The sequence below is a fragment of the Mammaliicoccus sp. P-M58 genome, from assembly GCF_022386165.1.
In the GTDB taxonomy this organism is placed as follows: domain Bacteria; phylum Bacillota; class Bacilli; order Staphylococcales; family Staphylococcaceae; genus Mammaliicoccus; species Mammaliicoccus sciuri.
Window position 1 is genome coordinate 37,741 of sequence record NZ_JAJNJI010000002.1, and the last position, 23,911, is coordinate 61,651.

Here is a 23,911-nt window from a genome sequence, read left to right on the forward strand (position 1 = left end):
TTTAACTTCCTAGAGCATCGTTTTTTATATCAATATTCTTATTATCTACACTTATTTCAAAATCATCCAAAGTTAATAAATCAATAGGTCTTAGTTTATTAAGTTTTGGATGCACTAGCCAAATAATCCCCAAAACAATAAAAAAGCAACCTGTTATACTGATTAAAGCAATTGGGTTCATTAATTCTAGTAAAAACCCACCTATTAGACTTCCTAAAGGTAAACCAATGACACCTAAACTACTTGTAATTGAAGTTATTCTTCCTAAGATGTACTCTGGAATGATTGCTTGGCCAGCTGACAGGAATAAAATATTCGCCAATCCTACAGATAACCAACTTAAGCCAAACAAAATTATAAATATATAAATAGGTGTTACAAAACCTAACAATAGAAAAACACCTGATAAAATAAAAGTTACTACCATCAATTTACCAAATGGATATTTCTTAACATATCCAACAACTAGCGTTGATAATACCATACCTAATGATATAGCAGATAAAAACAATCCATAATATATTGGTTGATTAAGGTAGTGAGATAAAACAGGTAGTGCTGTATAAACCATGCCAATTCCAAAGTTAACTGCAAATGCGCCAATCTGGAATATCCACAATAATGAATGTCTCACTGTATATAAACCTTCACTTAATGAATTCATATATGTTTTAAAATCCAATGTACTACCAGTAGATTTTTGAGATTTAACTTTTATCATCGCATATATAACTGCTGCGCTTATAAAAATAATTGTATTCATAACGTATAACGTATATATACTGACTAAAGAAATCAATATCGTAATGACTGTATTTAATACTAAATCCATACTTTGATTAGAAAATGACATCATTGCGTTACCTGACACAATTTTATCTTTAGGTAATAACACTGGCACTAGCTTATTACTAATAGGATAAGAAATTTCACCAACCATTGCTGCTGTCACAACAAGAATAATAATAAGTATAGCATTTTCATAGTGAAAGAATAGGAGAACAGCAATTATACCCACTAAGACTGCTTGTATCGTTTGAGAATGTATCAAAATTTTCTTCAAACTAAAATGATCAATAATTGGCCCATAAAGCATCTGTAAACATTTCGGTACTAATATCAAACTACTTAAAAGCCCTGTAAGTGCAGAGCTTTTTGTTATATCATAAATTAACCACATAGTCGTAATAAAATAAATACTATCTGCAGTATTGGTTAATATTCGTCCAAAAATGAGTTGCATAAAGTCAGTATGTTTTAAGAGTGCTCTCATTAATCATCATTCTCCTCACGATTAAAGACTTTATCTCTCATTTCAAATCCAATTACATTCAAATAATAATATGATTCATCTTCATCATTGGATTGTTGATCTACTTCATCAATTAATGCATCAAGTTTTTGCTTAAATGTATCGAACTGATTCTGAGACCACTTCGCTTGTACAGTCTTTGATATTAACTGTTCATCATCCATGATTAAACCATATTGATTTAACACATCAATTGTTCGATTAATCTGTGAAGTTACCATATCTTTTGTTGAATCTGACACTTCATCTCGATATTCATTTAATAGTTGAGGATTCACTTTAAATCCGTTATGAGTTGCTACATAATATTTGTAAACATTACTTCCTTTAACCTCTGTACGATTGATTTTTACCATTCCATATTTCTCAAGTTCTTTCAAATGGTAAAATATCTTAGCCTTTGGAATATTCAAATGTTTCCCAATTTCCGTTGCAGTCATTTCTCGTTCTATCAATAGCATAGATATTTTCATTCGTAATTGATCAGATATACACTTCAGTTCCTCGAATGTATTTATTTCAAATCGATTTGATTGCATGAAATCTCTCCTTCTATTTACGGTTAATTTATTTTAACCGATTAATAAAAATAAATCAATCGAATTAAAACAATCCTCTAAACCAAAAGTTTAGAGGATTGTCTATTCTTTATATATAATCAGTCACATCATCATACACTATTGACCAATACGGATATGTGTTAAATAACCATCTTTATCAAAGTAGGCTTTATAAGCGCCGTTATTCGTATTATAAGGTATGAATGTACCACCATCTTCAGATTTTCCTTCTGCTGTACTATCATTTGATGCGTGCGCTTTTTTAAATTGTGCTTTAGTGACTGCGTGTGGTTTTGTATTGAATTCCATTTGGATAACTTGATCTTTCTCATTAAAATCTATTTGAGAACCATAAGAATCTACTGTATAAGCATGGTTTTGGTTAGCTTTTGGATTTGCTTTATAGCCATTGAGCGTAAAATTATCATATTTCATTGCACGAACAAAATTATAATCTAATGTAAATGTTGGATCATATGTTGTATAGCCTTCATAGTTATACCATGGTATTTGCGATTGTGTATCTGCAGCACTTTCTGTACTAACACCGCTTCCACCTTCACCATGACCCCATTCTTGAACTTTTTCTGCTGCTTGAACATCTGAACTACTATTTGTGATAGGCACCGCTGAAGACCCTACTACAAGTGTTGATAAGACGACCGTTGCTGAAAGTACTTTACTTACTTTACGCATAATCAATCACTCCTTAAATTTTGAGTACTTACTTGCGATAACTTCTCGTTTAAACATTCAATCAACGCAACTATAACAATCTCCAAATCCTAGCTTTGTAATTATCACCCCCTCAAATTTATATTAAAATTTCTTGAGTGTAATTATTCACCTTCATGATACAACATACATATATAATTTCAAGTGAAAATAGTGCTATATTCTTATATATAAAATATAGAAAAAGAATCTAAGACAATACTAATGCCTTAGATCCTAAACTCTATTGATTAAATTAGATATCTGTATAATCTTTAATTTTAAAGTCAGAGAATGTTGAATCATAATCTAATACGTATTTAGATTTAATACTTTTACCATTTTGGTCTTTCTTTTCTGTTTCAATTGTAATGGTGTCACCTTTTTTATCATACTTTGTCACTTTAGGTGTAGAGAACTCTGTACTACCGCCTTCTTCAACAACATTTTCTATATGATCTGCCGTATCTGAACTACTCTTAATATAACTAGATACATACATGTAGTCTTCTTCCTCATATGCTTCATTTAATGCATCAGTATAATCTTCCATAAATGTTTGTACATCGTCTTTTAATTCTTCATTTTCTTTATAATCTTTGATTGCATCATCATCAAATGAAAGATTCACCGTTATTTCATCTTCACCGTCATCGGCTTTTGTGACATTAACAATATTTGTCTTAAATACTTTATCATTTACTTTAGTTTGTGCATATATGGCTACTTTTTCATCTGGTAAGAACGGGCCATATGTTGTTTCATCATATGTTTGATAAGTACCTCGTTTCTTTCCATTGATATAAATATCTACATCTTCCTCGCCATAGCTATGTTCTGAGTCGATATTTACTTTAACATTTTTTTGTTTGAAATTCTCTACTACTTCAGATGAATCCACCATGTTAACAATAACTTCACCTTTAAATTTCTTATCATCTATCGCTTTAGTAGCATCTAAATGATAATTACCTATTGGCAGTGTTGCAAATACTTTATCGTTATCTTTAGATAATTTGATGTTTTTCTTTTTACCATTGTAGTCATAAGTAATTGTACTATCTGAATCTGATTGTATTGAAACACTTTCTTTTACAACTTCAAATTCATAGTTATCAAAGATGCTATATTTCTTACCATTTTTCTTAATTTGAATGACAGGCTGTTCTCCAGCACTTATAGAAGTACTTTCCGCATCACTATCTTTCATATCTTTCACTTGGCTTTCAACCTCATCAGCAAATCTATCAGAACTATCCGCTTCAACTACATAATCATAAAAAGCTCTACTTTCTGTTTGACTTAAATCACGATTATTAAATTTCAAATGATTTTTTAAAGATTTAGTATTTCCTTTTTTAATATCTGAAGCAATTTCTTCAGCTTCTTTGACAGGAGATAGTTGTGATTCAACGACTTTATAAACGGCAAATATTAACAATAACAGTAATGCTATGATAGCAATAATTATCAGTGGTTTTTTATTCATTTTCTTATGTTCAACATTCTGATTCGTTTGATTTTCTTGAACTACAGGCGTACCACATTGTGTACATACCTTTTGACCATCAGAAAGTTTATTCCCGCAATTTTTACAATATTTCATGGCTTACCTCCTAATAATCAGTTAATAACGAATTGACTATATCTAGAGAATCCGAAATTGATTTTTCTACTAATATACGTAATATAATCGATGCAACAACAAAGTAAATAAGAATGCCGTACACCACTTGAAAACGGAAGTTAAATTGATTACTATATTTCGTCATTAAGTAGATAGGAGATACTACAAATAATAAAATACTTAACAAAATTAATATCATTGCGAAGCTTGGTACTTTAATGAGTGCAAATAATAATCCAACAAAGAAAAATCCTGTTGAAAATAAATTAAATGAAACAAAGTCTGATAATACTTTATGCACGTTAATATTTGTATTCAACAGTTTAACAATACCTAAAGTTATAGCAAACAATAGTGCTAAACTGAAAATGATTGAAAATAAAACACTGAAAACAAAACTTGATTTAGATGGTCCAAAAAAGCTTATATCTGCAGGTACTATAATTAACAAGAAAATTAATAGTAATAGAATACCAGCACCTACTAAAGAAGCTATAAACTTATAACTATATGTGTGTGCACTTGAAATCTCTTGATCTAAATTCGTAAAAATATTTTTAAAGAAACCTTTACTCTCATTTAAGGTTTCATTTTTATATGTATTTAAAGAACTTTTAAACTTCTCAACTTTTTCATTATTAGTTGATTCTACTGCAGTCGTGTTTCCATTAGACTGCATTAACTTTTCACCACATTCGCCACAGAATCTGTCATCTTGCATAACAGGTGAACCACATTTAGGACAATTCATATTAAACACTCCTTATATATATTTATATATAATTTTAGCATAAATAAATTAAAATTAAGATGGTAAATTCAAATAAATCTAAAAATTCATAATATTAATTTTAAGTAATACAGCTTTAGTTATATATAAACTCTAGAAACTAATAAATATTTAATATGAATTGGTAATTTTCAATCAATATATTCTCTTAAATATTTCCCGTACAGTCCGACTTCTCCATTTGCCAATACGTGACTGTAATGTTTTAAGACAACCCTCTTTGTTACCCAACCTTCTTGAGCGTAGAATGCTTCACCTTCTTTACTTGTAGCGAAAGCATCAAATGGGTCATCTTCAGTTTTTCCACCTACGTGATCATTTTCTCCAACAATCCATGTTAATGGAAATGATCCTTTAACATGTTGTGACTTTTCTATATGAGTGGCAATCCCTTCTTTCTTTGGAGAGCCTCCTCCACCAAACATTATAGCGCCGCCAGATTGAACATTTAGTTCTGGTAATTTATCTAACATCCAATATGCAGTTGTTTCTGCACCACCTGAAAAGCTACCTATCCATAATTTTTCATGATTTGGTAAAGAAGAAATCAATTCAACCAAATATTGCACATTGGCTTCTCCATTCTTCCACCATTGCTCTTCATCGTTAACAGACTTCGGTACAACTAAAGTTAACCCCTTTTCTTTAGCAACTTGACGAATGCCATCTTTCCCAGCTAAATAAACTTCTGAATCAGGATGATGAAACTCATAAGCACCATCACCATGTAACCACACTAATATCCCCTTAGCGTCCTTAACAGGATAAATTAAATATTCACCTTCCGTTCCATTTTTAGAAGTGAAATTCCGAACATCACGATCACTATCTCTACCACTTGATATAAACAGCATCACACCGACCACAACTACGATAAATATACATAATAAGACTAGTAACTTTTTAATCGCCACTCCCTCCTAATAAACGTTTCAAATTATAACTTAGGAATTTATTAATATACTTAAGTTCTCTATTATTATACAAAAATTTACAGAAAAAAGGATGACTTCTACAAAAAATCACGAGTGACTAAAGGTGAACATCCACCTAAAATCACTCGTGATTTTTATTTTATAAAGCTCATTAAAATAACTTACTTATTAATCTACAAGTTCGTATTTTTTAATTTGCTTTTCGATTTTTGAAACTTTCGCTTCTTCGTTTTCTTTCTTTTCTTTACTCATGTTTTTATGCTCTTCAACATGAGAAGGTCTAGAAATCCAAGCTTGAAAATCTTTCTTATCATTCCATTTAGAAACAATCGCATATTCTAACTTGCTTCCCGTTTCAGACTTCCAAACTTGTGCATCAATAAAGCCCTCAAAGCCTTCAAAATCTTGTTTAGCATGACTAGCTTTGTTATCTAATATAGCCTTAGATGCCTCATCCTTAGTAGAAAAAATTGCTTGTGCAACAAACATTCATAACGCCTCCTTGTCTATATAATTCAATATATCAAAAATAAAAATTACAAACATATGAAACGCTTTATGAAAATATAAACACCCCTCTAACCGTTAAGGTTAAAGGGGTGTTTAATATATCTTACTCCCACTCTGTTTTCAACGTAAAGTGTATAAAACAGAATGCGATACTATCAAGGGAGTTAAAACAATATACAGAACAGTAAAACACTATAAATAAAAATAAAAGTGCAATAAAAGTGCAATTTTTGCACCTAATCATACTCTGTTTATATATGAAAACTAGATTCTGAATCCAATATTTGGTTAACGAGAGGCGTTCGAATTTGAACGTCTTTTATATATTACTTTCAAATAAATATGAGGTAGAATACTATCTATTTTCTTTTTAACCCAATTGTTATAATGAGAACTTTTACTAACATAATTTATGATAAACTTACTATATAATCATATTAATTAAATAGTTAGGAGATCTGCTTATGTTTATATCTACTCTTCAAATTCGAAATTTTAGAAATTATGAATCCGAAATCTTTCGATTCGATAATGAGACAAATACTATTATAGGTGAGAATGATTCAGGGAAAACCAATGCTCTTACTGCATTGAGAATCTTATTAGATGATAGTTATTACTATAGTAGTAAAACACTGAAAGAATCAGATTTTTTTCATGGAATTCAAAATGGGTGGCAAGGGCATTGGATTATTATCTCTGCGACATTTGAAGGAATCAGCGAAGAAGAATTTGACAATGAGATTTGTGCTTCCATTTCTTTAAATTCTGAAAGTCAAACAATCTTAGAAGAATTGATTTCAAATGCAGATAAAGGTGTAGGTAGTATTTCTCTATTTATTAGACCTAACAAAGCTATTAGAAAGCAATTATTTGATATTTCCACTGAATTAGACTCTCATCAATTTAACGAATTTAGAAATTCTATTCGTCTATCCGACTATGAATTTTACTACACATCTAAATCAAATCTAAATTTCTGTATCAATGAAAATTATGATAAATTGGTAGGAAGACTCAATGACAATATAGCTAGTAATCCTGAAGAAGACGATGAAGCTCTTTTGGGCTCAAGAATTGACATGTCAGATATTTTCAAGCATATTTCGGTTGTTTATGTTGACGCTCTTCGAGATGTTCTTAGAGAAATGAAAAACAATCGAAACCCTGTCAAAAGAATCATGGAAACAATTGAATCAAAAATATCATCAGATAATGTTGAGTCATTAAAAACAATTATACAGCAATTAAATGAGACTATTACCAGTGTTCCTGAAATTAGGAAAATTGGCGAAAATATTAATCGGCAACTAAATAGCATAATTGGTTCAGTGTATTCTCCTAATCTTCTTCTTTCCTCAACTATGTCAGATGATATGGGTTCTTTAGCAAAATTTCTTTCAATGAAGCCAGAACAAAATATCGACTTAGACTTACTAGGGTTAGGACATCTAAATATGATTTATTTAGCTTTGAAAATAGTCGAATTTGAAGCGTGTCGTTCAAGAGAACTACTTAATATTATGTTGATTGAAGAACCAGAAGCTCATATTCATCATCATATTCAAAAAACTCTGTTCGAAGGATTAAATCTTCAAAAAAACTATACTCAGATTCTCATGACCACACATTCTGTACATTTAGCTGAAGTGTCTGAAATATCTCGGATGAATGTATTAAAATCGTTTAATGGCAAATCTATCGTTATGAATCCAGCAAATAATCTGAACTCATTTGCTAAAGAAAAGTTAAAAAAGAACAATCTAAATCTAATAAACGCAGTAGAGAGATATTTAGATGTTAAAAGAAATGGATTGCTTTTTTCTAAAGGTGTTATCTTAGTTGAAGGAGATGCTGAAGAAATACTTATTCCTCAAATAGTAAAAAAATTATTTGGTATAAACTTAGACGAACTTGGAATAGGTTTGATTAATGTTGGTAGTACTTCGTTTGAATATATCGCTAGCTTGTTTGACGATGATAGAATACAGAGAAAGTGTGCTATTGTAACTGATTTAGATGAACAGGCAATCCCATCAGAACATCGATTGTATAAAAGCACTGCACAAGAGAAAGGTCAAGCAAGAAAAGAAAAATTATCCTCCCTTTTTAATGAAAACAATTGGGTTAATTGTTTTTATGCTAATACAACATTTGAAATTGAGTTTTTAGATGTGAATAAAGAAAATATTCTAACTTATGTCAGTCCAATTATAGATGACGCATTCAAAGATAAAAAAACAATAACTGCTTATAAAGAAGAAATACAAAGTGAACAATATTTAGAAAGAAATTTAGCGATGTTAAAACTAGCCAATCATGTTGGTAAGGGGTGGTTTGCAATTGAGTTAGGTGAAAAAATTGACTTTTTAATCAAAATTCCTAAGTATATTCTTAATGCTATTGCTTTTGCATGTCAGGAAATAGTAGATCTCTCAATTTATAAAAAAATTCTACTCCATACAATCGACTTGTACGAGGAAACTACAGAATTGTCAGCTTTATCAGCTAGTTTAAAAACAAGTGATACAGCTGATTTGAATATAGCAATAATTTCTTTATTAGAGTACTTTGGTAAAGATGAGGATGTTGTGTATCTAATCAATCAGATAGAAAATTACACAAAAATACTTTATGCTGAGGTTTCAAAATGACAAATATCTTCGAAAAAATCGTAAATGATTTAAATTTAGAACAAAAAGATGTTGTGGAAAGTGAAGATAACCTTTATGTAAATGCATGTCCTGGGAGTGGGAAAACAAGGGTACTTACAAGGAAAATTGCTTACCAAGCAATTAAACACGATGGATCACTAAAAAGAATAATTGCTATCACATACACTAATAGAGCTGCTGAAGAAATTAAGGAACGCCTAAGTTTACTTAGTATAGATGATGATATTAATATTTGGGTGGGGACAATACATCAGTTTTGTCTTGAATTTATTATTTATCCTTTTAAAATGAATCTCTCAAGAGTATCAAAAGGATTTACAATTATTGATGATTATACTCAAAGAGCTTACGTCAGCCAAATTAATAATATGCTGAATTTAAATCTCAAAACGTATGAACTGAACAAAATTGATTTGTCACTTTCTCATGATTTTAAAATTAATGAAGTTCAGTATACTCAAGTTTCTGAAATGTATCACACTATGTTGGAAAAAAATAAAGAAATTGATTTTGATATGATTTTACTAGTAGCGTATAAAATTTTAACTGTAAACAGTAACGTTGCACGTAATATTGCTAGTAATATAAGGGCGATTTATGTGGATGAATTTCAAGATACTAGAGAATTACAATACAATGTAATAGCTAAATTACTTCAAAACAACCCTCAAATTCAGTCAATGTTTGTTGGAGATATTGACCAAGCAATTTATGGATCATTAGATGGTATAGCTAAATCAGTTGAAGAACTAGAAATGCTAACTAGTCACACTTTTCAATCAAAGACGCTACATGGCTGTTACAGGTCTAATCAGAGATTAGTAGACTTCTACTCTAATTTTCAGAGTTGTCCTTACGAGATTGAAAGCAGAGGGAATAATAAAAACGACCGTGGTTTTATAAGTTATGATTGCAAAGTTACTAAGGAGGATTTACCCAACATAATAAAAAATATAATAAAGGAAAAGATTGAAAGCGGCATTCATGAAAAAGATATTTGTGTACTTGCTCCTCAACACTATCCTCTGTTTTCACTGGGTGAGTATTTAAAGAAAGAATTACCGTATTGCAATTTTGATGCTATAAATATATCACCAATTAAGGTAAATAATCATAGTTTATTTTTCAAGTTAGCAATTTTGTACTTTACTGAATCAGGTGAAAAGGTTCGAAGAAGAAAGCTAATTGCAAACGATATTTTAATTATATTAAAAAATGAATTTGGAATAGAAGTTAAAGATTATTTTATTGACTTAGATTTATTACAGCTAATAAACAGTGTGAAAAGAATGTATAGTGGAGACGACAACGGTGTTGATTTATACAAATTTGTTACCAAACATATATTTGTTAATCTTAATATTGACGAGAAAAATTACCCGTCTATTTTTAAGCACTATCTATTTTTTATTAACGAAGTAGAAGATCGGATAAAAAATAATTCATTATCTAGTAGTGTATCTAGTTTTAAGAAGATGTTTAAATCTCGAGATGGTATCACACTTACTACAGCACATAAAGTTAAAGGAAATGAGTATGATACTGTTATCGCTATTAATCTTCTAAACGGGAAAATTCCTCATTGGAATGAAATTTTTAATGTTTCTGATAAAGGAATTAGTTCAGCGAGAAAACTACTATACGTAATTTGTTCAAGAGCAAAAAATAATTTATTTCTTTTCTCAGAGGTGGGTTATTTTACGAGTAAAGGAGACTTGCTTTATCCCACTCAATTATTAGATAAAATAGAATTTGATTATAATATTTAAAATACCTAGGTAGTCGTTGTTTTAAATATAGTAGGAATCGGACGCTCAGTACGGAGCGTCTATTTTTTTACCCAATTTTGAAAGGAAGTGAACTTATGAAAATAAAAAATCAAGAATCAAAAGGTCGCTCTCCCCCCTTTAAAACCATCACACAAATAAGATTCATTCAAACATAAAAACAGAAAGGATAGGTAAAAATATGGAACTTAAATATGTCATTCCCAATATGGAAAAAACATTTGGACAATTAGAATATGCTGGTGAAGGGAACATTGAACAACGTCGAATAAATGGCAGACCAACCATTCTCTCTCGTAGTTACAATTTATACTCAACGATTCAACGAGCAGATGATATTGTTGTCATTCTTCCCTCCGAAGCTGGCGAGAAACATTTTGAATCCGACGAAAAAGTCAAACTCATCAACCCACATATTACCGCAGAAGGTTATAAAATTGGCAATCGAGGATTTACCAATTACATTATGCACGCAGACGATATGGTGAAAGCATAAGAAAGGAAAGGTGAAAAAATATGAGATTAGCAGAAGGTATTGTGATTGAAAAAGACCAGACATTTGGCACATTGAAATTTTCCGCCTTGCGTCGTGAGGTTCGTATCCAGAATGAAGATGGTACGGTTTCCGAAGAAATTAAAGAACGTACCTATGACTTAAAATCAAAAGGACAAGGACGCATGATACAAGTCAGTATCCCCGCTTCTGTTCCTTTGAAAGAATTTGACTACAACGCAGAAGTGGAATTAATCAATCCTGTGGCAGATACCGTAGCGACGGCTACTTTTCGAGGGGCAGACGTTGATTGGTACGTGAAAGCAGACGATCTTGTATTAAAAGGACAGACAAAACCTCATCAGAAATATAAAAAAGAAGCGTCCGAAAGTGAAAAATAGGTGTTGCTTATGACAAACACACCATTGATTTTGAAAGAAATTCCGAAAGATGAAGCCATTTCTTTTATTCGGCAATACCATTATTCAAAGATACTCCCTAGATTGTGTAAATACTTTCTAGGGATTTTTTCAGAAGAAAAATTATTAGGCGTTGTGGAATTAGGCTGGGGTACGCAACCCCTACAAACCATACGCAAACTCTTTCCCGACAGTTCCCTTCAAACCACAGATTATTTAGAAATTGGAAAGATGTGTTTTCTTCCAGAAATGAATCAAACCAATTATTTTGGCAGTCAAGCTCTTTCAGCTCTAATTAAGTGGTTGAAAGAACATACGGACTGTCATTTTTTATATACACTGGCAGATGGAATTGAGGGAAAATGTGGCTATGTCTATCAAGCGTCCAACTTCTTTTACTGCGGGTATTTCAAGACAAGTGTCTATCGTGATAAGCAGTCATGGGAAAAGATACACCCTCGAAGTGCTCGCCTTTTATTAGAGGAAAATGCTCGCTTTGAACAGGTAGAGAAAAAGCATTGGCTTTCCCAGGCATTTTGCGAATACAAAGGGATTGAGAAAATCAATGGACGCATGTTTCGCTATCTCTATCCGTTGACAAAAGAAGCGAAAAAACTGTTAGGACACACTCTCTATCGACGTCATTATTATCCGAAAGAAAAAAATTTACGCTTTGAAAAGCGAATCGCTTATCAGAAATATGAAGCCATTTCTCAACCAACTTTTGATAAACAGGCTCGTATCTACAATACACAATTATTTTGATAGGTGGAAAGGAGGATTTTTATGCCATTGCTTCATGACAGAGGAGAGCGAATCAAAGCCAACGATAAGCACTTGGTCTATCATTTTGTACTAATTTCATTGCTGGTAGTTTTTCTAGTCGTCCTACTCCCTTTTCATTGGAGAGCGTTACAATCGGTGAACTGGCAAGCAGTTCAGTTAGATACATTTTTCTATCAACTTCATACGCCATACTTTTGGAGCAGTATTCTCACTGCTCTTTTTGTATGCGGACTTATCAGCTGGCTTTATTATCACTATCGTATAGATTCTATAAAACAGTTAGAGCACCGTCAAAAGTTAGCTCGTATGATTTTAGAAAATCATTGGTATGAAGCCGAAGAAACTCAATCAGAGGGATTCTTTAAAGATTTACCCAGCAAGAAAACCAAACAACGAATCCGCCATTTTCCTAAAATATATTATCGAATGAAAGATGGACTAATCCATATTCATGTAGAAATCACCTTAGGGAAATATCAAGATCAGCTTTTGCACCTAGAAAACAAACTAGAAACAGGATTGTATTGTGAATTAGTGGAAAAAACGTTGAAAGATTCTTATGTAGAGTATGTCCTACTTTATGATACTATTGGCAATCGAATTGGCATTGAAGACGTGGTAGCTCAAGATGGACGTGTCAAATTGATGGAATCGGTCTATTGGGAGTTCGATTCTCTCCCTCACATGTTAATTGCTGGGGGCACTGGTAGTGGAAAATCCTATTTTATTCTCACATTGATTGAATCTCTCCTGCATACAAATGCAAAGCTTTATATTCTTGACCCTAAAAATGCTGATTTGGCAGACTTAGGGGCGGTCATGAATAATGTCTATTACCGTAAAGAAGATATGTTGGCATGTATCAATCAATTTTACGAAGATATGATTGATCGCAGTGAAACCATGAAACAACACCCTAACTATAAAACAGGAGAAAATTATGCTTATCTTGGTTTGTCTGCCAATTTTCTTATTTTTGATGAATATGTGGCAATGATGGATATGCTAGGTCGTGAAAGTACCACCGTTATTCATAAACTCAAACAAATTGTAATGTTAGGACGACAAGCAGGCTTCTTTTTAATTCTTGCCTGTCAACGTCCAGACGCAAAATATTTTAGTGATGGGATTCGGGACAACTTTAACTTCCGTGTGGCTTTGGGTCGTATGTCTGAAATGGGCTTTGGTATGATGTTCGGAAGCGATACACAAAAACAATTTTTCTTAAAACCCATCAAGGGAAGAGGTTACGTGGATACAGGAAAAAGTGTGATTAGTGAGTTTTATACACCCCTTGTACCAAAAAGGTACGATTTCTTAGGAGAAATAGGAAAAGTCATTCAAAAAAAGCAATCTGAGCCTGTACCGCACGAAGTGAAAGGTACAGGTTCAGACTTGCTTTGATTGGTGTGGCGTTAGCCACGCCAATCCTTTAGCCCCCTCTATCTAACAGGGGGGCACAAATACAACTGAAAACAGGCAATTCTCATCAACCAATGTTGATGGTACAAAGGATTGCGGAAAATATGAAAGGTGTAAACTCAAGGGTCATAGTTTACATCTTTTTTAGATTGGAGGTTTGCGAATGGAAAACGAAAAAATTTGGATTAAGGAATTGAAAGAAAAGCGACTGGCTTATGGCGTTTCTCAAAATAAACTGGCGGTTGCTTCTCATATTACCAGACCTTACCTATCGGATATTGAAACAGGCAAGGCAGTCCCTACTCAACAGGTGAAAGAAGATTTACTGAACGCTTTGGAACGCTTCAATCCCGATAACCCATTGGAGATGTTATTCGACTATGTACGGATTCGATTCCCTACCAATGATGTGGCTCAAATTATCGGTGAGGTTTTACGTTTGAATATGGATTATATGCTACACGAAGACTTTGGCTATTATTCTTATCCCGAACACTATCGTTTCGGTGATATTGTTGTCCTAGTCTCTCATGATGTAAGTAAAGGTGTTTTATTAGAACTGAAAGGAAAAGGCTGTCGGCAATTTGAAAACTTTCTATTGGCTCAACATCGGAGCTGGTATGATTTCTTTCAAGATTGCATGGAACATAAAGGTATTTTCAAACGCTTGGATTTAGCTATCAACGATAAAACAGGGATTTTGAATATTCCAGATTTGGCAAAGAAATGTAAACAGGAAGAATGCATTTCCGTCTTTCGAAGCTTTAAAAATTATCGCAGTGGTGAATTGGTTCACCGTGATGAAAAACCATACATGGGAAACACACTTTATATTGGCTCATTAAAAAGTGAAGTCTATTTCTGTATATATGAGAAAGATTATGAGCAATACGTGAAAAATGATGTTCCCTTAGAAGACGCAGAAGTAAAGAATCGGTTTGAAATTCGGTTAAAAAATGACCGAGCCACCCAAGCCATGAAAGATTTATTGGCACATCAACAGGCGGAAAAAACAGCCTTTGAAATTATCAATCGCTATATCCGCTTTGCAGATAAAGACGACACTAAACGTCGGAGTGATTGGAAAACTAATGAACGTTGGGAATGGTTTATCGGTAAAAATCGTGGAGCATTACGCCTAACCACACAGCCAGAGCCTTATTCTTTTGAACGAACATTGAACTGGTTACATCATCAAGTCGCCCCTACATTAAAAATCGCAAGCATTTTAGATGTTCTCAACGGTACAACCATTATCTCCACCATGATTCAGGAAGCCAAACTGACAGAAAAACATGAGAAATTAATTGAACAACAACATCTAGCCATGGAGGATTTGATTACATGAGCCTTTTAACAAAAGAATTAAAGAAGTTAGGGTTTCAGTGTGGCATTGAGTTTCAAGCGTATATACAAAATACAGGGAAATATACGTCTCTCATTATTGAGGGAAAACGGCAAGCTGGTGATACCATCTATACCTATGATTTTTACAAGGTGAGATTTTATAATAATTATACCAATCGAGTAACCGTCTATGGAGAGCATTTAACCCCTTTTCAATTATTAAGGCGTGTAAAAAGCTATATCTATTATCGAGAAAAATATCTTAAGGAAAGGAGGACAATCACATGAATTTTGGGCAGAATTTGTACAACTGGTTCTTGGATAATGCACAGTCATTGGTATTGTTAGCGATTGTTGTCATTGGACTGTTTTTAGGTTTTAAACGAGAATTTTCAAAACTCATTGGCTTCTTGATTATTGCTCTAATCGCCGTCGGACTTGTGTTCAATGCAGCTGGCGTGAAAGATGTGTTATTAAACTTATTTAACCGAATCATTGGTGCTTAACAGATATTTTTCATGATAAAATAGGAAGTATATATTTTGTTATGAAAGGATTTATGAATATGTTTACAAATGATCAATTTAAATCTCTTTTAATTAAAACATTAGAAAGAAAGAGCTCTTCAAATTATTATGAAGGAGGTAACGAGATTGTTTCTAAAATGAAAATATCAGAGGTAACTTTAGATGAGACTGACGATTTTACTTATTATAAAGGATATAAAAAGGGCTGGAATACGCTTTGCACATATCTTAAAATAAGAGTTCCTTTTGATGATTTAGACTTTTTTGAAAGTCATAAAGATTTGATTACCCAGACAGCAAGCTCCATATATGATAAACAAGGTGATAATGTATTAGTGGATACTATTTTAGTACCACTTCCAGAGAATTACGAAGTAATTAACTTTAGTCAGTTGAAAATTAGTGATGTGGTTTCACAAGCTATTGAAGACGCTGAGTCTTTTATGAGTAATGGTGAATATCAACGTGCCTTTGACAGAGTTCACACTGCTTTTCATGGATATTTAATTGAAATACTAAAAAAATATGAAATTACAGTTCCTAGAGACGAAAATCTATCTAAATTATATAGTAGGATACAACAATTAATTGAAAAAGAAATTCAACCTACTGAACTTGCTGATATAGTGAAGACAACGATAAGGTCATCAAATGGAATGATTAGCTCTCTTAATGAAGCAAGAAATAGGCATTCACTTGCACACCCTAATACAAATATTATTGGAAAGAGAGAAGCAAAACTAATAATAGGTATTTCAAGTACAGTTACAGATTATATTAGCGGATACCTTGATAAGTAGCGTCATTAACTGATTGCTACTTTTTTTATGACTATTTTTATAAAAAGGATGTGATAAGAATTGGAAATGAAAGTCTATGTGGCAAATTTAGGACGGTATAATGAAGGTGAATTAGTCGGAGCATGGTTTACTCCACCAATTGATGAGGAAGAAATGGCAGAAAGAATCGGTTTAAATGAGGACTACGAAGAATATGCAATACATGATTTTGAGCTTCCTTTTGATGTGGACGAATACACGCCGATTAGTGAAATCAACCGTCTATGTGAAGCCATTCAAGAAATCGAAGGTACACCTATTTATAATGAACTCAAAGAAATTCAAGGCATGTGGTTTAGTAGCTTGGAAGAATTACTGGAAAACAAAGAGGATATTCATTGTTATAGTGATTGTGATTCGATGGAAGATGTCGCCCGTTATTACGTGGAAGAAACAGGACAGCTTGGTGAAGTCCCTTCCAATTTACAAAATTATATTGACTACCAATCTTTGGGACGTGATATGGAAATAGAGGGTAATTACCTAGTTACCTCTCATGGGGTATTTGAATATTGTCAGTAAGTTTAACAATCCGTGTTATAATTAAATTAATAAATAGCACGGAGAGGTATAAATTATGGTAAATGTATTTGAAAATCTTAAACTATTAAAACTAGACATGAAAGATAAAGGCTGGGTGATAGATTCCTTTTACTTTCGTTACAAACAGCAAAATTATATTGTACTTGTTAAGCTATTTGAAAAAGAGGAAAAAGTTCCAGAATATGCTCTGTTAAAACTAGAATTTTTAAAGGAAAACGATTTTTCAGATATGCTAGCTGTCTATGCTAATTCGGTAAAATTATATACAGACACGAAAACAATAAGAGAATATTTTGGTATCGAATACAGTAGTAACTTGGGAGATGTTTTATTTCAATTTAGCCAAACTCTTGCTCGATTTATTCCGACAGAAGTTAGTGAGAAGAAAAATGAAGACCAAAAAGAAGCCATGTGTTTCTCATTAAGTCAAAGTGATTCAGAAGATCCCAGAAAAAAATATTGTTTTTCAGTTAGAAGAAATCCTTTAAAGGGAAATGGTGAGCTGGGAAAACGAAGTCCTTTTAATGACAATAAAACGAGATTGTATAGACCCAGCTTATATGAACGATTAGGGTCAGATACCAATTTAAGTTTCAGATATTCAATGAATCCAGATGATGAAGAAACTGATGAAGGTATTATTGCAAAATGGACAAAAAATAAAATTGAATAGTTAAAGCATTGAAAGAGCAATCACCTATTTTGATTGTTCTTTTTCTATTTTTACGGAAAGGACGTGAAGACATGAAAAAAATAAGAAGTTACACCAGTATTTGGTCAGTAGAAAAAGTGATTTATGCGATTAATGATTTACAACTCCCTTTCCCAATTACCTTTACGCAAATGACATGGTTTATCGTTTCTTTGTTTGTCGTCATACTCTTTGGCAGTTTACCACCACTTTCTCTGATTGACGGAGCACTACTCAAATACTTAGGGATTCCCATTGTTCTCACTGGGTTCATGTGCCAAAAGACCTTTGACGGAAAGAAACCCTATGGATTTCTAAAGTCTATCATTACCTATGCTCTACGCCCTAAAGTAACCTACGCTGGCAAACAAATACGATTAAAAAAAGAAACAATGAATGAATCGATTACGATTGTAAGGAGTGAACAACTAGATGGCATATCCGATTAAATATATGGAAGATAATCTCGTATTTAATCATGATGGCGAAGTATTCGCTTATTATGAATTAATTCCCTATAATTACAGTTTTTTAAGTTCCGATGAAAAAATTCAAGTTCATGATAATTTCTGTCAATTGATTGCCCAAAATCGTGATGGCAAGATTCATGCTCTGCAACTAGCAACCGAATCAAGTATTCGAGCCACACAGGAACAATCGAAAAAAGAAATCACTGGACGATTAAAAGAGATAGCTTACGAAAAAATAGATGAACAGACCGAAGCGTTAATTTCTATGATTGGTGACAATCAAGTAGACTATCGCTTTTTTATTGGTTTTAAACTCTACCTCAATGAACAGGAAGTATCCGTAAAAAATGTTGGGAAAGAAATTCAAAAAGCATTTGCGGAATTCTTTCATGGTGTGAATCACAAATTAATGGGCGATTTTGTTTCTATGCCTATGGCGGAAATCGAACGCTTTTCTAAGATGGAACAGTTGTTAGAAAGTAAATTATCCAGACGCTTTCAGATTCGTAAATTGGAGAAAGATGATTTTGGTTATATTATTGAACATCTTTACGGGCAAACAGGTGTCCCTTTTGATGACTACGACTACCATTTACCGAAACGATACGAAGATAAAAAAGTGTTGGTAAAGAAATACGATATTCTCAAACCCACTCGCTGTTTAATCGAAGAAAATCAACGCTATTTACGGATTGAACAGGAAGATACCACTACTTATGTGGCGTATTTTACAATTAATAGTATTGTTGGTGAATTGGATTTCCCTAATAGTGAAATTTTTTATTACCAGCAACAGCAGTTTACTTTCCCCGTTGATACCAGTATGAATGTTGAAATTGTCGCCAATAAAAAAGCCTTATCTACCGTTCGCAATAAAAAGAAAGAACTGAAAGATTTAGATAGCCACGCATGGGAAAGCGACAACGAAACCAGTACTAATGTGGTGGACGCTTTAGAATCTGTCGATGAATTAGAAAGTAATTTAGACCAAACCAAAGAATCTATGTACAAACTAAGCTATGTGGTACGGGTATCGGCAAAGAATTTGGACGAGCTGAAACAACGTTGTGATGAAGTAAAAGATTTTTATGATGATCTGTCTATCAAATTAGTACGACCTTTTGGCGATATGCTAGGCTTGCATAATGAATTTATTCCCTCAAGCAAGCGATATATCAATGACTATATTCAATATGTCACGTCGGATTTTTTGGCTGGTCTTGGTTTCGGTGCTACACAAATGATTGGTGAAAATTCTGGTATTTACGTCGGTTACAATCTCGATACAGGCAGAAATATTTATCTCCAACCTAGCCTTGCAAGTCAAGGAATTAAAGGCTCTGTAACAAATGCATTAGCGTCCGCTTTTATTGGTTCATTAGGTGGCGGAAAATCATTCTCTAACAATATGCTGGTCTATTATTCAGTACTCTTTGGCGGACAGGCAACCATTGTTGACCCAAAAGCTGAACGTGGTGAATGGAAAGAAACCTTACCTGATATTGCCCATGAAATCAATATTGTTAATCTCACGAGTGAGAACGACAATAAAGGGTTACTTGACCCTTATGTGATTTTAAAACTCCCGAAAGATTCAGAAAGCCTTGCCATTGATATTCTCACGTTCTTAACAGGTATTTCCAGCCGAGATAGCGAGAAGTTTCCTGTCCTGCGTAAAGCTATTCGGAGTGTAACTCAAAGCAAACAACGAGGGTTGTTATTGGTGATTGATGAATTGCGAAAAGAAGATACGCCCATCAGCAATAGTATTGCTGACCATATCGAAAGCTTTGTCGATTATGATTTTGCCCATCTGTTATTCAGTGATGGCAGTGTCACCCAATCCATTAGCTTGGAAAAACAACTCAATATTATTCAAGTGGCAGATTTGGTCTTACCCGATTCCAATAGCTCTTTTGAAGAATACACTACCATGGAATTATTAAGTGTGGCAATGCTGATTGTCATTAGTACCTTTGCTTTAGACTTTATCCACTCTGACCGTTCCATTTTTAAAATTGTTGACCTTGATGAGGCTTGGAGTTTTTTACAAGTGGCACAAGGAAAAGCTCTATCTATGCGATTGGTTCGAGCAGGACGTGCCATGAATGCAGGGGTCTATTTCGTTACTCAAAACGCGGACGATTTACTAGATGAAAAGATGAAGAATAATATTGGCTTGAAATTTGCCTTTCGTTCCACTGACCTAGTGGAAATCAAAAAGACCTTAGAATTTTTTGGTGTGGACAAGGAAGATGAAAACAATCAGAAACGCTTACGTGAATTAGAAAATGGACAATGTTTAGTTTCAGACATCTATGGTCGTGTAGGGGTTATGCAGTTTCACCCGATTTTTGAAGAGTTGCTTCATGCCTTTGATACCAGACCGCCTGTGCGAAATGAGGTGGAAGAATGACACAAAAACAAAAGAAATTTCTTCACTATAGTTGGATAACGCTCCTTTGTGTGGGCGTTATTTTACTTTTATTAGGCACGCTGGGCAATGCAGTACAAGCGACAGGCTTAGTTGATGAAACCATTGATACAAGCAATGAATACTCCAAGTATGGTTTGAATCAATATCAGCTTGATTATTATGTGGACAATAGCTGGGGCTGGCTTCCATGGAATTGGAGTGATGGCATAGGACAATCGGTGATGTATGGATTGTATGCCATTACTAATTTTATTTGGACAATTTCTCTTTATCTATCGAACGCCACAGGTTATTTGGTGAAAGAAGCCTATACCTTAGATTTCATTAGTCAAACATCCCAAGCAATTGGCGAAAACATGCAGACGATTGCAGGCATTACACCGAATGGCTTTTCCAGTTCAGGGTTTTATGTCGGTTTCCTCCTTCTTTTTATTCTCATTGTTGGAATCTATGTTGCCTATACAGGATTGGTTAAGCGAGAAACGACGAAAGTGATACGAGCTGTTTTAAACTTTGTCGTGGTGTTTATTCTATCGGCTTCCTTTATTGCGTATGCACCCGATTATATTGCGAAAATCAATGATTTTTCCAAAGATGTCAGTACCGCCAGTCTGAATATTGGGACAAAAATTGTTCTTCCTAACACGGATAGTCAAGGGAAAGACAGTGTGGACATGATACGTGACAGCTTATTCTCTGTTCAAGTAAAGCAACCATGGCTATTGCTTCAATATGGCTCCACTGATGTAGAAGCGTTAGGGGAAGAACGTGTGGAAAGTTTATTGTCTACCAGTCCAGATACAAACAATGGTGAAGATAGAGAAAATGTAGTGATTGAAGAAATTGAAGATCATGACAATACCTATTTAACCCTACCGAAGACGATTTCCAGATTAGGAACAGTCTTCTTTTTGTTTGTATTCAATATTGGTATCTCGATTTTTGTTTTCCTTCTAACAGGAATCATGATTTTTTCGCAAGTGCTATTTATTATTTTCGCTATGTTTTTGCCAATCAGTTTCCTATTAAGTATGTTGCCGAGTTTTGATGGCATGGGCAGGCATGCCATTACCAAGTTATTTAATGTGATTATGACAAGGGCTGGTATTACCTTGATTATTACCGTTGCCTTTAGTATTTCCACTATGCTTTATTCGCTGTCAGCAAGTTCTCCCTTTTTCATGATTATGTTTTTACAAATTGTGACCTTTGCAGGGATTTATTTTAAACTGGGCGATTTAATGAGCCTATTCTCTTTACAAAGCAACGACTCTCAAAACATGGGCAGACAAGTGTTTCGCAGACCTCGTCAAATGATGAATCGACAAACCAGAAGATTTCAACGCAGTATGAGTAAGATCTTTCGTGGAAAAGCAGGGTCAACGAAGCAAAAGACAATGACAACAAAGCAGAATCAAACCAATAAAGCTAACCATACTCGTCAAAATGAACGGACTACACCAAAGAAAGAAACAGCACTTTCCAATGTGAAAAAGCAACAAGGCGGTATCGGGCAACGATTAGGTGAAAAGACAGCCCATGTATTGGACACGAAAAATCGTCTAGTCAATAAAAGAAAGCAGGCTAAACAACAGATACAGGCGACACCAACCCATGTCAAATATGCCCTTCATCAAGGAAAAGAGAATGTCACTCATAATGTAACAGACTTTAAACAATCTATGGCAGATACCAAAGCTCAACGCAAACAACAGCGTATGAACCAGCAGGAGCAAAAACGAAAGAACATTGCTCAAAAGCGTTTGGAGCTGGATAAAGCAAAAGAAAAAAGACGAAAAGAAAACCCATCATCTCCTGTTCAGAATAACCAGCAGCATGTTCGCAAGCGTCAGCAAACCGTCACGCCTGTTTTGTCACAAAACACTAAACGTGAAAATCATCAGCGACCATTGAAAAAAGAGCAAAAACAAAAGACACCACCGAAGCAATTCAATCAGAGGAAGCTAAATAAAAGAACGGATAAGCGAGGACAACAAACATGAAGCTAAAAATAACAGTGATTTGTAGTGTGGTCTTCTCTCTCTTCTTTTTTCTCTTATTATTCCTAGTCATTTTCTTTGCAGATGATACGGACAGTGGCGAAAACAACAAGGATTCTTCTATTTCACAAGGCGGTGTGACCGTTTCACCAGAAGTGTTGGCACACCGTCCGTTGATTGAAAAATATGGTAAGGAATATGGGATTGAAGACTATGTTTCTTATATCTTAGCCATTATGCAAGTGGAATCGGGCGGTACAGCAGAAGATGTTATGCAAAGTTCCGAATCTTTGGGTTTACCGCCCAACAGTTTGAGTACCGAAGAGTCCATCAAACAAGGGGTTAAATATTTCAGTGAATTATTAACCAGTGCAGAACAACAAGGAGTGGATATAGATTCTGTTATCCAATCTTATAATTATGGCGGTGGCTTTTTAAATTATGTGAGGAGTCATGGGAAAAAATATACCTATGAATTAGCCGAACAGTTTTCTAAAGAGAAGTCGGGTGGTCAAAAAGCAGACTATCCCAATCCCATAGCCATACCTGTGAATGGTGGTTGGCGATATAACTATGGAAATCAGTTTTATGTTCAGTTGGTTTCACAATACCTAACCGACACTTCCCCAACAGAATTTGATGATGAAACCGTGCAAGTCATTATGGACGAAGCCTTGAAATACGAAGGGTTTCCCTATGTCTTTGGAGGGGCGTCGCCTACCACCTCTTTTGATTGTAGTGGCTTAATACAATGGGTGTATGACAAAGCTGGCATTTCTCTCCCTCGTGTCGCCCAAGATCAGTATGACGCTACGCAAGAAATCTCTATGGAAGAAGCCCAAGCAGGCGACCTTATCTTCTTTCATTCAACCTATAATGCAGGCACATATGTGACTCATGTGGCGATATATTTAGAGGGAAATCGCTTTTATCATGCAGGCGACCCAATCGGTTATGGCGACTTAAGCAGTCGTTATTGGCAAGACCATCTGATTGGGGCTAGACGTGTTATTCATAACTAAGAAAG

The 23,911-nt window shown here is 33.9% G+C and carries 22 protein-coding genes; 15 read left to right on the forward strand and 7 right to left on the reverse strand.

Going from position 1 to position 23,911, the window contains the following annotated elements; genetic code table 11:
• Window position 1 precedes the first annotated feature (1 nt).
• From LQ694_RS02540 to LQ694_RS02570, 7 genes are all read right to left on the reverse strand, one after another.
• A complete protein-coding gene (locus LQ694_RS02540; RefSeq protein ID WP_196968552.1) occupies window positions 2–1,273 on the reverse strand; it encodes an MFS transporter in 1,272 nt (423 codons plus the stop codon).
• Window positions 1,273–1,851 carry an ArsR/SmtB family transcription factor gene (locus LQ694_RS02545; protein WP_065381384.1) on the reverse strand — a complete coding sequence of 193 codons (579 nt, stop codon included), beginning with the start codon at window positions 1,849–1,851 and terminating at the stop codon, window positions 1,273–1,275. The genes LQ694_RS02540 and LQ694_RS02545 overlap by 1 nt, the downstream gene beginning before the upstream one ends.
• A 138-nt stretch (window positions 1,852–1,989) precedes the next feature.
• Entirely contained in the window at window positions 1,990–2,568 is a 579-nt protein-coding gene (isaB, locus tag LQ694_RS02550) for an immunodominant staphylococcal antigen IsaB family protein (RefSeq protein ID WP_196968553.1), read from the reverse strand.
• A gap of 274 nt (window positions 2,569–2,842) precedes the next feature.
• The gene (locus tag LQ694_RS02555; RefSeq protein WP_196968554.1) at window positions 2,843–4,192 is read right to left on the reverse strand and encodes a TcaA NTF2-like domain-containing protein; all 1,350 of its coding nucleotides are present in this window, start codon (window positions 4,190–4,192) and stop codon (window positions 2,843–2,845) included.
• 10 nt (window positions 4,193–4,202) lie between these two features.
• On the reverse strand, window positions 4,203–4,964 hold the full coding sequence (locus LQ694_RS02560) for a zinc ribbon domain-containing protein (protein WP_218696984.1): 762 nt from the start codon (window positions 4,962–4,964) through the stop codon (window positions 4,203–4,205).
• A 170-nt stretch (window positions 4,965–5,134) separates the two neighbouring features.
• Window positions 5,135–5,917: a hypothetical protein gene (locus LQ694_RS02565; protein ID WP_218696986.1), complete on the reverse strand. Its 783-nt coding sequence runs from the start codon at window positions 5,915–5,917 to the stop codon at window positions 5,135–5,137.
• A 189-nt stretch (window positions 5,918–6,106) separates the two neighbouring features.
• Window positions 6,107–6,427 carry an antibiotic biosynthesis monooxygenase family protein gene (locus LQ694_RS02570; protein ID WP_037589416.1) on the reverse strand — a complete coding sequence of 107 codons (321 nt, stop codon included), beginning with the start codon at window positions 6,425–6,427 and terminating at the stop codon, window positions 6,107–6,109.
• Window positions 6,428–6,912: 485 nt separating this feature from the next.
• Here LQ694_RS02570 and LQ694_RS02575 point away from each other — a divergent pair, with 485 nt between their 5' ends.
• The 15 genes from LQ694_RS02575 to LQ694_RS02650 all read left to right on the forward strand — a co-directional run bounded on the left by LQ694_RS02575 (window position 6,913) and on the right by LQ694_RS02650 (window position 23,906).
• Window positions 6,913–9,102, forward strand: a complete 2,190-nt coding sequence (locus LQ694_RS02575; protein ID WP_000470931.1) for an ATP-dependent nuclease — start codon at window positions 6,913–6,915, stop codon at window positions 9,100–9,102.
• A complete protein-coding gene (locus tag LQ694_RS02580; protein WP_000181735.1) occupies window positions 9,099–10,892 on the forward strand; it encodes an ATP-dependent helicase in 1,794 nt (597 codons plus the stop codon). The genes LQ694_RS02575 and LQ694_RS02580 overlap by 4 nt, the downstream gene beginning before the upstream one ends.
• A 199-nt stretch (window positions 10,893–11,091) precedes the next feature.
• Entirely contained in the window at window positions 11,092–11,406 is a 315-nt protein-coding gene (locus LQ694_RS02585) for a YdcP family protein (RefSeq protein ID WP_000421279.1), read from the forward strand.
• A gap of 20 nt (window positions 11,407–11,426) precedes the next feature.
• Complete coding sequence (locus tag LQ694_RS02590; RefSeq protein WP_001234191.1) at window positions 11,427–11,804, forward strand: YdcP family protein; 378 nt, start codon at window positions 11,427–11,429, stop codon at window positions 11,802–11,804.
• 9 nt (window positions 11,805–11,813) lie between these two features.
• Window positions 11,814–12,587 carry a Mom family adenine methylcarbamoylation protein gene (locus LQ694_RS02595; protein ID WP_000185761.1) on the forward strand — a complete coding sequence of 258 codons (774 nt, stop codon included), beginning with the start codon at window positions 11,814–11,816 and terminating at the stop codon, window positions 12,585–12,587.
• A gap of 21 nt (window positions 12,588–12,608) precedes the next feature.
• Entirely contained in the window at window positions 12,609–14,012 is a 1,404-nt protein-coding gene (locus tag LQ694_RS02600; protein WP_001130244.1) for an FtsK/SpoIIIE domain-containing protein, read from the forward strand.
• 181 nt (window positions 14,013–14,193) lie between these two features.
• On the forward strand, window positions 14,194–15,378 hold the full coding sequence (mobT, locus tag LQ694_RS02605) for a MobT family relaxase (RefSeq protein ID WP_000426689.1): 1,185 nt from the start codon (window positions 14,194–14,196) through the stop codon (window positions 15,376–15,378).
• Between the two features lie 283 nt (window positions 15,379–15,661).
• Complete coding sequence (locus tag LQ694_RS02615; RefSeq protein ID WP_001009054.1) at window positions 15,662–15,883, forward strand: hypothetical protein; 222 nt, start codon at window positions 15,662–15,664, stop codon at window positions 15,881–15,883.
• A 59-nt stretch (window positions 15,884–15,942) separates the two neighbouring features.
• Entirely contained in the window at window positions 15,943–16,704 is a 762-nt protein-coding gene (locus tag LQ694_RS02620; protein ID WP_001565981.1) for an abortive infection family protein, read from the forward strand.
• Window positions 16,705–16,764: 60 nt separating this feature from the next.
• On the forward strand, window positions 16,765–17,265 hold the full coding sequence (locus LQ694_RS02625; RefSeq protein WP_000425404.1) for an antirestriction protein ArdA: 501 nt from the start codon (window positions 16,765–16,767) through the stop codon (window positions 17,263–17,265).
• Window positions 17,266–17,320: 55 nt separating this feature from the next.
• Window positions 17,321–17,959, forward strand: a complete 639-nt coding sequence (locus tag LQ694_RS02630) for a DUF6037 family protein (RefSeq protein WP_000248477.1) — start codon at window positions 17,321–17,323, stop codon at window positions 17,957–17,959.
• A gap of 71 nt (window positions 17,960–18,030) precedes the next feature.
• Complete coding sequence (locus tag LQ694_RS02635) at window positions 18,031–18,426, forward strand: conjugal transfer protein (RefSeq protein WP_000723887.1); 396 nt, start codon at window positions 18,031–18,033, stop codon at window positions 18,424–18,426.
• On the forward strand, window positions 18,410–20,863 hold the full coding sequence (gene tcpF / locus LQ694_RS02640) for a conjugal transfer ATPase TcpF (protein ID WP_000331165.1): 2,454 nt from the start codon (window positions 18,410–18,412) through the stop codon (window positions 20,861–20,863). Before LQ694_RS02635 ends, tcpF begins: the two co-directional genes overlap by 17 nt.
• Window positions 20,860–22,887 (forward strand): CD3337/EF1877 family mobilome membrane protein, encoded by a 2,028-nt coding sequence (locus LQ694_RS02645; RefSeq protein WP_002317539.1) that lies wholly within the window; start codon window positions 20,860–20,862, stop codon window positions 22,885–22,887. The genes tcpF and LQ694_RS02645 overlap by 4 nt, the downstream gene beginning before the upstream one ends.
• The gene (locus tag LQ694_RS02650; protein ID WP_000768374.1) at window positions 22,884–23,906 is read left to right on the forward strand and encodes a bifunctional lytic transglycosylase/C40 family peptidase; all 1,023 of its coding nucleotides are present in this window, start codon (window positions 22,884–22,886) and stop codon (window positions 23,904–23,906) included. The genes LQ694_RS02645 and LQ694_RS02650 overlap by 4 nt, the downstream gene beginning before the upstream one ends.
• The last annotated feature ends 5 nt before the right edge of the window (window positions 23,907–23,911 follow it).

Coding starts and splice junctions, on each gene's coding strand:
- LQ694_RS02540 (WP_196968552.1), bottom strand. CDS start 1,273: ATGAGAGCACTCTTAAAACATACTGACTTTATGCAACTCATTTTTGGA.
- LQ694_RS02545 (WP_065381384.1), bottom strand. CDS start 1,851: ATGCAATCAAATCGATTTGAAATAAATACATTCGAGGAACTGAAGTGT.
- isaB (WP_196968553.1), bottom strand. CDS start 2,568: ATGCGTAAAGTAAGTAAAGTACTTTCAGCAACGGTCGTCTTATCAACA.
- LQ694_RS02555 (WP_196968554.1), bottom strand. CDS start 4,192: ATGAAATATTGTAAAAATTGCGGGAATAAACTTTCTGATGGTCAAAAG.
- LQ694_RS02560 (WP_218696984.1), bottom strand. CDS start 4,964: ATGAATTGTCCTAAATGTGGTTCACCTGTTATGCAAGATGACAGATTC.
- LQ694_RS02570 (WP_037589416.1), bottom strand. CDS start 6,427: ATGTTTGTTGCACAAGCAATTTTTTCTACTAAGGATGAGGCATCTAAG.
- LQ694_RS02575 (WP_000470931.1), top strand. CDS start 6,913: ATGTTTATATCTACTCTTCAAATTCGAAATTTTAGAAATTATGAATCC.
- LQ694_RS02580 (WP_000181735.1), top strand. CDS start 9,099: ATGACAAATATCTTCGAAAAAATCGTAAATGATTTAAATTTAGAACAA.
- LQ694_RS02585 (WP_000421279.1), top strand. CDS start 11,092: ATGGAACTTAAATATGTCATTCCCAATATGGAAAAAACATTTGGACAA.
- LQ694_RS02590 (WP_001234191.1), top strand. CDS start 11,427: ATGAGATTAGCAGAAGGTATTGTGATTGAAAAAGACCAGACATTTGGC.
- LQ694_RS02595 (WP_000185761.1), top strand. CDS start 11,814: ATGACAAACACACCATTGATTTTGAAAGAAATTCCGAAAGATGAAGCC.
- LQ694_RS02600 (WP_001130244.1), top strand. CDS start 12,609: ATGCCATTGCTTCATGACAGAGGAGAGCGAATCAAAGCCAACGATAAG.
- mobT (WP_000426689.1), top strand. CDS start 14,194: ATGGAAAACGAAAAAATTTGGATTAAGGAATTGAAAGAAAAGCGACTG.
- LQ694_RS02615 (WP_001009054.1), top strand. CDS start 15,662: ATGAATTTTGGGCAGAATTTGTACAACTGGTTCTTGGATAATGCACAG.
- LQ694_RS02620 (WP_001565981.1), top strand. CDS start 15,943: ATGTTTACAAATGATCAATTTAAATCTCTTTTAATTAAAACATTAGAA.
- LQ694_RS02630 (WP_000248477.1), top strand. CDS start 17,321: ATGGTAAATGTATTTGAAAATCTTAAACTATTAAAACTAGACATGAAA.
- LQ694_RS02635 (WP_000723887.1), top strand. CDS start 18,031: ATGAAAAAAATAAGAAGTTACACCAGTATTTGGTCAGTAGAAAAAGTG.
- tcpF (WP_000331165.1), top strand. CDS start 18,410: ATGGCATATCCGATTAAATATATGGAAGATAATCTCGTATTTAATCAT.
- LQ694_RS02645 (WP_002317539.1), top strand. CDS start 20,860: ATGACACAAAAACAAAAGAAATTTCTTCACTATAGTTGGATAACGCTC.
- LQ694_RS02650 (WP_000768374.1), top strand. CDS start 22,884: ATGAAGCTAAAAATAACAGTGATTTGTAGTGTGGTCTTCTCTCTCTTC.